This is a genomic window from Psychrilyobacter sp. (genome assembly GCF_037132775.1).
Classification (GTDB): Bacteria; Fusobacteriota; Fusobacteriia; order Fusobacteriales; family Fusobacteriaceae; genus Psychrilyobacter.
This window is the reverse complement of the sequence record NZ_JBAHZY010000084.1, coordinates 1-7995: the sequence shown is the minus strand read 5'-3', so window position 1 is coordinate 7995 and position 7995 is coordinate 1. Positions and strand designations below refer to the sequence as shown.

General features: G+C 31.5%; 7 protein-coding genes and 1 pseudogene. All 8 read right to left on the bottom strand.

The window, feature by feature from the left end:
* Window positions 1-134 precede the first annotated feature (134 nt).
* Window positions 135-233, bottom strand: a pseudogene (locus V5784_RS05710) (radical SAM protein); the annotation flags it as partial.
* Between the two features lie 108 nt (window positions 234-341).
* Complete coding sequence (locus V5784_RS05705; protein ID WP_336888080.1) at window positions 342-1082, bottom strand: queuosine precursor transporter; 741 nt, start codon at window positions 1080-1082, stop codon at window positions 342-344.
* A gap of 214 nt (window positions 1083-1296) precedes the next feature.
* Window positions 1297-3480: a PBP1A family penicillin-binding protein gene (locus V5784_RS05700; RefSeq protein WP_336888079.1), complete on the bottom strand. Its 2184-nt coding sequence runs from the start codon at window positions 3478-3480 to the stop codon at window positions 1297-1299.
* A 6-nt stretch (window positions 3481-3486) separates the two neighbouring features.
* Window positions 3487-4530: a 23S rRNA (adenine(2503)-C(2))-methyltransferase RlmN gene (gene rlmN / locus V5784_RS05695; RefSeq protein WP_336888078.1), complete on the bottom strand. Its 1044-nt coding sequence runs from the start codon at window positions 4528-4530 to the stop codon at window positions 3487-3489.
* Between the two features lie 157 nt (window positions 4531-4687).
* On the bottom strand, window positions 4688-5809 hold the full coding sequence (locus V5784_RS05690; protein ID WP_336888077.1) for an alanyl-tRNA editing protein: 1122 nt from the start codon (window positions 5807-5809) through the stop codon (window positions 4688-4690).
* Window positions 5810-5887: 78 nt separating this feature from the next.
* Window positions 5888-6439 carry a DNA-3-methyladenine glycosylase I gene (locus tag V5784_RS05685; protein WP_336888076.1) on the bottom strand — a complete coding sequence of 184 codons (552 nt, stop codon included), beginning with the start codon at window positions 6437-6439 and terminating at the stop codon, window positions 5888-5890.
* A gap of 329 nt (window positions 6440-6768) precedes the next feature.
* Window positions 6769-7218 carry a hypothetical protein gene (locus tag V5784_RS05680; protein ID WP_336888075.1) on the bottom strand — a complete coding sequence of 150 codons (450 nt, stop codon included), beginning with the start codon at window positions 7216-7218 and terminating at the stop codon, window positions 6769-6771.
* Between the two features lie 39 nt (window positions 7219-7257).
* The gene (locus tag V5784_RS05675; RefSeq protein WP_336888074.1) at window positions 7258-7449 is read right to left on the bottom strand and encodes a hypothetical protein; all 192 of its coding nucleotides are present in this window, start codon (window positions 7447-7449) and stop codon (window positions 7258-7260) included.
* Between the last annotated feature and the right edge of the window lie 546 nt (window positions 7450-7995).

Genomic DNA, 7995 nt, shown 5'->3' with positions numbered 1-7995 from the left:
AAAAAGGTATATTAATTTTTATAATAACGATAGAGGACATAGTTCTTTAGATTATGAAACACCTGCTAAGGTATATTTTGGTACTCAAAAAATTGCTTAAGTTTTTTCATAAACTGTTTGACAAACACGACCACCATATAGTTACAAAATTTACACTTTCCGTAACTGCAAGGGAAACTTTTTAACAGTACTATTTCCCGAATATTTTTTTCTAAAATTTTATTATATCTCATCTTCCACCTCTTATTTTTATTTTTGACACAGATTAATTTTGTACGGATAATTCATGAATTATCACTACTTTTCTATTATCCATTATATAAATCAATACTTATAGGTGGTTAAACTTCCCCCAATTTTCCATCTTGAACGGTTCCCTCTTTATGCATCTTTTTAGCTAAATATAAAAATGGTGTATCAAAAGTTGCTATTACAACCTTCATTAAATATGTAGTTGTAAATATCTCTAAACATGTTTTAAAATCATAAAACCCTACATAGGAGAATCCTAAAAAATCAAAACTTACGTAAAAAGCTAAATATGTGAAGATCGCCGTGTCTACAAACTGGCTCAGCATAGTACTTCCATTGTTTCTCAGCCACAGATGTTTATTTTCTGGGAACCTTTTCTTAAGTTTTTCAAATAGATGGATATCTATATTTTGTGAGATCCAGTAACATATAAGTCCCACCGCTGTGAATCTAGATAATGGCCCAAATAAGGTTTCCATGGCTATCTGTGAATAATCAGCTGTACTGGGTTCAAAAGCTACCGAGACTTGCAGTAATATAGTCGCTGCTATATTACTCATAAGCCCTATTTTTGCCCCTTTGGCTGCTGCCTTCAATCCATATTTTTCCGACAATATATCTGTTACTAAAAAACTTGACGCAAACATTATATTTCCTAAAGTAGATGACATCCCGCCTATCTCTATGGCTTTATTTACCTGTATCTGAGCCAATATTATAGTTATTGGGATATAGGCATAAAGACCATTTTTCCCATAATTCTTATAAAAATATAAGATAAACCCAAAGTTAATCAACAACATTACAAACCAAAGTATTATATTTTGCATATTTATTTCTCCTTTTTCCCTCAATTATACGTGGCACTCTTGTGGTTGTCTTAAGCTAGCTACTAAAAAATTTTTAAATATAAAAAGAGGGATATAAAATCCCTCCTAAAAGTGTACCGAAAAAAGTGTAGATTAATTTCGACCTCTACACATAGTCTTTGGTTTTTTATAGATGGATTTTTCGAACATCTACCACAAGAGTGGATTTAAATTTTCAATTCCCAAAGAGGTCTTTAAACATAGAATCAGAATTTATATTTTTTTCATTCTGTTCCACATTTTTTTTAGTCTCTCTTGTTTCTTCTACATTTTCCATCATAATTTCATCGGATTTAACAAAAAAATCATTAAAATCTGAATTATATACAGATGCCATCTCTACTGGTTCTGTTCCTTTTTTAAATAAGGCCCATCTTTTATTCCAGCCTGATGTAGAATCTGCTAATCTACCATTTTTGGAATCGATCAGCACTTTACTTAATTTACCATTTTTTAAGCCGTCAACAATATGATTAAACTCTTTCCCAGTATCATATCCATTATCTACTAACATTTGATAATAATTACCCCATAATTTTGCTGTGAGTCCTCCACCAGTGGCAGACTTATCCATGGGTTTATTATTGTCATAGCCAATATATACTGTGGTAACATACTTAGGAGTTATTCCTGCATACCATGCCGTTCTCTGTCTATTGGTTGTACCAGTTTTACCACCTTGTACAATGTTTTTCCCATCTTTTTTTACCCTTGCATTTCTACCAGTACCAAGGTTAACTACATCTTCCATCATGTGGGTAATAAGAGCTACATCTTCTCCTTTAAAAACCCTCTCCTGTTCTGCTTGTTCCTTATATATTATTTTTCCATATCTGTTTTTTATTTGGGTAATAAACTGTGGTTTCACTCTATATCCACCATTTGCAAAAGGCAGATATAAACTTGAAAGTTCATATGGAGTAACTACCATAGTTCCTAATGCTGCTGTCAAATTTTGAGGAATTTTTATATCTCTTCCTCCTGCTAATTTTACAGTTTTACCTAAATTTTTAAGGCCTACTTTTTGCAAGGTTTTTATTGCCACTATATTTATAGATCTTTCCATTCCCTCTAGCAGTGTAAAGTTTTTTCTAAATTTATCTCCATAGTTTCTAGGTTTCCATTCACCGAACTCTATCGGTGTGTCCTCGACTACTGTGTTCATAGGGTAACCCAACCTTAGTGCTGTAAAATAAACAAATGGTTTAAAGGATGATCCCGGTTGTCTTTTAGCATAGATAGCTCTATTATAATTTCCAGATTTAAAATTTTTACCACCTATAACAGCCCTTACATAACCTGTATCAGCTTCTATGGTCACCATCCCACCATCTAAACCTTTTTTCCCCTTCAGCGGTTCATAGTTTTCAAATGATGCTTTAGCTGCTTTTTGCATCCCTATATCCAGGGTTGTATACACTTCTAATCCCTCTTCGTATATCTGCTTTTCTGTAAATAATTCAAACAATTTTTTTTCTACTATATCAGTGAAATCAGGAGTATTATAACTCCTTTTTTTACTCTTACTTTTTATTATAGTAACATTTAATTTAGATAACTCTTCCATAGACAGACCTTTTAATTCCTCTGGTAGTTTATCTTCATTATAAAAAAATTGAGACAATGCTTTTTGATACTCTTTCTCGTCTATAAGGTTGTATCTTCTCATTTGAGATAGAACCAATTTACCTCTAGTAACAGCGTTGTCTAGATGTCTTCTAGGATTATATTTATTAGGTCTATTAGGCACTCCTGCTAGTAGTGCAGATTCAGCTACATTGATCTCACCTATAGGTTTACCATAAAATGCTCTGGCTGCTGTTTTTACTCCATAGACACCCGATCCAAAATATATCTCATTCATATATTTTTCCAAGATCTCATCTTTAGTATAACCCCTTTCCAACTCCACTGTAATTATGGCTTCTTTCACCTTTCTCATAATTTTTTTTTCATTACTAAGAAAGGCATTTTTAGCTAACTGCTGAGTTATAGAACTAGCACCTTGGGCTTTACTCATAGTAACTATATTTACTACTAGAGCTCTTCCCATCCCTAAAACATCAAATCCATGATGACCATAAAATCTCCTATCCTCTATAGCCACATAAGCATTTTTTAGTGATCTTGGCATTTCCTCTATAGTTGCAGTTTCTCTAATTTCTTTATAGAGAACATCTATTACTTCACCATTTGTATCATATATTTTACTTGGTACTACCGGATTATATCCTTCTATCAGTTGCCCTAGATCCGGCAGTTCCTTATATGCCTTTACAATAAGAACAGTAGCTCCTATACCGCCTAATAAAAACAATCCTATAAGTATAAATAATATATTACGAAATAATTTTTTCATAGTATCCTACCTTTTGTTTTGTTGTCTTAGTTGTCCACAAGCTCCACCTATATCAGAACCCTTTTCTCCTCTGAAAGTTACATTTATTTTTCTTACTTCCTTTAATTGATTATAGAATTTTTCTATCTTCTCTCTATCTGGTCTCTTGTAGTCGATTCCTTCCACTTCATTGTAAGGAATTAAGTTTACTATATGATCAAACCCATACATAAATTCAGCCAACATATCAGCATCTCTCATTGAACAGTTAAACTCATCTATTAAGATATATTCAAAAGTAAGTCTTCTCTTTGTATATTTTTGATATGTTTGTAACGTTGTATATAGATCCTGTAATGGATACCTTCTGTTGATAGGCATGATCTCATTTCTCTTTTGGTCAGTTACTGCATGAAGCGATATAGCCAATCCTATTGGCATCTTCTCTTGTAATAACTTTTCAATTCCTGGTACAATTCCACAAGTAGATACTGTTATCCTTCTCTTTGAGATATTGATCCCCTTTTCATCAGATAAAATTCTTATAGATTTTATAGTATTATTTACGTTTAATAATGGCTCTCCCATTCCCATATACACTAAGTTATTTACTCCTTCACCTTTTTTAACTAATCTTCTATGGATAGTATATACTTGATTTACAATCTCGTGATTGAATAAATCTCTAGTATATCCACCTTGACCTGTTGCACAGAAAGCACACTTTACAGCACATCCTACTTGAGTAGACAAGCATACTGTGTTTCTATCTTTATGCTTTAATAATACAGTCTCGATAGTAGTTCCATCTTCTAATTTAAATAAAAACTTTTCAGTCCCGTCCTTTTTAGATACTTTGTGGTCTAACAGGTTTAAATAAGGTATATAAGTTTTTTCTGCCAATAATTCTCTATTTGTTTTAGATATATTTGTCATATCCTCTATCTTTCTGACAATTTTTACATGTAACCACTCATATATTTGTTTTGCATTAAATTTTTTCATCCCTAAATCTATTACAACACTTTCTAATTCATCGTACTCTAACTCTAATAAGTTTATCTTATTCATTTTTCTCCTCCGTAATTTCACATTCATTTTTAATTAAATTTTCATATAGTTAAACGCTTTTTCATCTATTTACTAACCTTTCATATTATTCTATACTTTTTATTTCAGAATTTCACTTTTTCGAAATATTATAAAAAATTTAATTTTACTCTTAATTTTAAAGTAATTTCAAAAAAATATCAACTATTTTTTCTATATTTATATCTATTTTCAAATTAATCCTTGTGGAATTCCCTCCACCTTTTACAATATATCCGAGTTTTTCCAAATTTTCCTTTAATTCACCGCAGTTTATAGCCTTACTTATCACAGTAAAACTTCCATTTTCACCATATATTAGAGAGTATTTTTCACCCTCTATAAACCTAGGAAAAAACTTAGTTATTGCATCATTTTCCTTGTAAATAATTATTTTATTTTCTCCTACAATCTCTGCATTTTCTTTTAATTTTTCACATAATAGTTCACTATAGTTATGATATAAACTACTCAATTCCTTAGTTTTAGATTTATTCTCCTCAAACAACTGATCTATCTTACCATTTATCTCCTCTACAGTTGAACTCAGTTGAGTTGTAGCTTTTTTTATAATTTCATGTTTTTCATAATAATCTTCATAGCATCTGTTCCCAGCTTTATAATAGATACGTGTTATAGTTTTCTTTACTTTCTCATAGTTTATAATTTTAAATAACCCTATATCCTTAGTCTGTTTTACATGGAATCCACCGCAGGCATTTAAATCAAAATCCCCTATCTTGACCACCTTTATATCTCCTATGATCTTGTCACTTATAGTTTTTCTTAAGCATTCTATCTGACTGGCTTTTTCACGAGTATAGCTCAAGACCTCTACATCTAAGTTCTCCATGATCATCTTATTTATAGCCACTTCCAAATCTCTTATTTTTACTTCATCTATCTCCAAACTTGGAAAATCTACAGTGGAGTATTCCTCTCCCATCCTAAAACCTACAGTATCAAAGTCATATTTTCCCTTTAGATAAGTCGACACCAAATGTTGTGCTGTATGATTTTTACCTATCTCATCCCTTCTATCCAATGAAATTTTATAGGAGTATTCTCCCACTTTCATCTCTCTATCTAAAAAGAGGTTGCCGTCTCTATCTACTTCTAAAACTTGTGCCTCCCCTACAGAGCCTAAGTCTCCAAGTTGTCCTCCTTTTCCCTCAGGATAAAACTCCATACCTTTTATATATTCTATATTGGTTAAAAATCTATTTTTTTGTTTGATACATCCTGTGATTTTTAATTTCATATTATCCTCCATTTTATTTTTTTCGTACTTCTATTATATCAGATAGTGTGTTTTTAGTAATTAAATCTTCTAATTTTTTTATTCATTAGCCATGCACCCTTTCAGGTGATCGTCTACTACTCCTACTGCCTGTAGATACGCATAGATGATTGTAGTTCCTATAAATTTAAATCCTCTTTTTTTCATGTCTTTACTTATTGCATCTGAAAGTTCCGTTTTAGCAGGAACATCCTCTAATTTTTCTACCCTATTTATTATCTGCTTCCCCTCTACAAAATTCCATAGATAGTTATAAAAACTGCCAAATTCATTTTGTACTTCCATAAACCTAATCGCATTATTTATAGATGCTCTTATCTTCAGTTTATTTCTTACTATCCCTTTATTATTCATCAACTCTTCAAATTTTTCTTCACCGTATCCAGTGATTATTCTATAATCAAAATCATCATAAGCTAATCTATAGTTTTCTCTTTTTTTCAATATAGTCAGCCAATTCAGCCCTGCCTGGGCAGATTCTAAGATTAAAAATTCAAACAATACTCTGTCATCATAGACAACTCCCCCCCACTCCTCATCATGATATTTTTCGTAGAGTTCATTTCCTATACACCAATCACATCTTTTCATTTACTCCCCCTGTGTACCAAGCTTAAAAAAAGTAGAGCCCCCACTTCCTTTTACATCTGACATTACAATATTAAATTTATAATTTCCTAGATAATAAAAAATTTGAATACGTTTCAAGAAGTTTTTTATTCATCGAACTTACTCCTTTAAATGTTGTTACTTAGGATTATATTTCTTTTCCCGAAAAAAATCTACCATGAAACATCAGTTAATAATTTGTCGACCTCCAACAAGGTGAAAACTACCGGGGATCGGCATTTTTTTATGAAAAAGAGGCTGTCTTAGAATAGATATTTTTATCTATTCTAAGACAGCCTCTTTTAAATTTATTATTCAGTAACTGTTTTTAACCTTCCCTTCTTAAACTCAAAAGGTCCTGGAAGTGGATAAATGGTTTTACCATAAGCAGTGTTTACTACTATCGCTGAAGCAAGATAAATTGCAACTATTCCTGCAAACAATAATCCCCATGCTGGTATAATTGCATAAGTCTTTGGTAAAATTCCTAAGTCCATTAGTGTAATGAATGGCAAAGATACATCTAATGCCAATATAACTATTGTCAGCAGTCGAGTGCCTTTAAAAAATGCCGGTGTCCAAAGAATTAAAGACAATGTCAACACCATCCATGCCCATCCATCGATACGTGCGTCAAATACTATGCCTTTATTAATCATGTTGAATTTCATTATCATTCCCATGCCACCAACAAGCATAAAAAATGCACTAAAAAATAAAAATGTATTCCCACCAGTATTATTGCCCTCTTTTAAATCCAAAAGTGCTACTACGAACTGAACTACAAATCCGCCTAAAAGTCAAGTTCCAAGCAATGGCATGGCATCATGCGTTACCTTACCACTTAAAATGGCAAAGAAGCAAAAACACGCAACTGCCAAAGCCACTAAGCCTGCCGGTGTTGGATTCGACCACTCTTTAATTTTATTCTCTTGATTCAATTTAATCCCCCCTATTAATTGTACATAATAATGAAATATATGTAACTTCATTACTCCTCTAGTAAACATTATATTAAATTTTAAACATTTAGGCAACTTTTAAAACATTTAATTCTATTTTAGAGTATTATGTTTGTATTTCATATACGATAAACGTGTTTAATTCTGCTTATCACCTGTTGCCATCAAACCCTCTGTGGTATTAAACAACGATTTAAAATTATTACTTGCTGCACTGATCCTCCTCTGCATAAACTGATTTTTTATAATTCTAGTATCATCTGATCCATAAAAAAAGGAAATCCATGAAAATATAGTAGATATAAAAAAAGAAAATACCACTATATCTTATCAAGGAGATCGCTTATGAAACTTCAAAATTTTAAAGATAAATATATATATTTATTTTTATTTTTATTTTTATTTTTTCTAATATTTTTATTCTTATTTTATAAGGGGCGGTGAGTCTTGTCAAGCACACCACCACATATTTTCAAGGAAAACTTCATTTGCAGTAAAATAATTTAATACTTTTCGCGGTCTATTTCTAATTCTTTCTACAGTTCTTTCTAACTCATCATCTGGTATTTCTGAAAA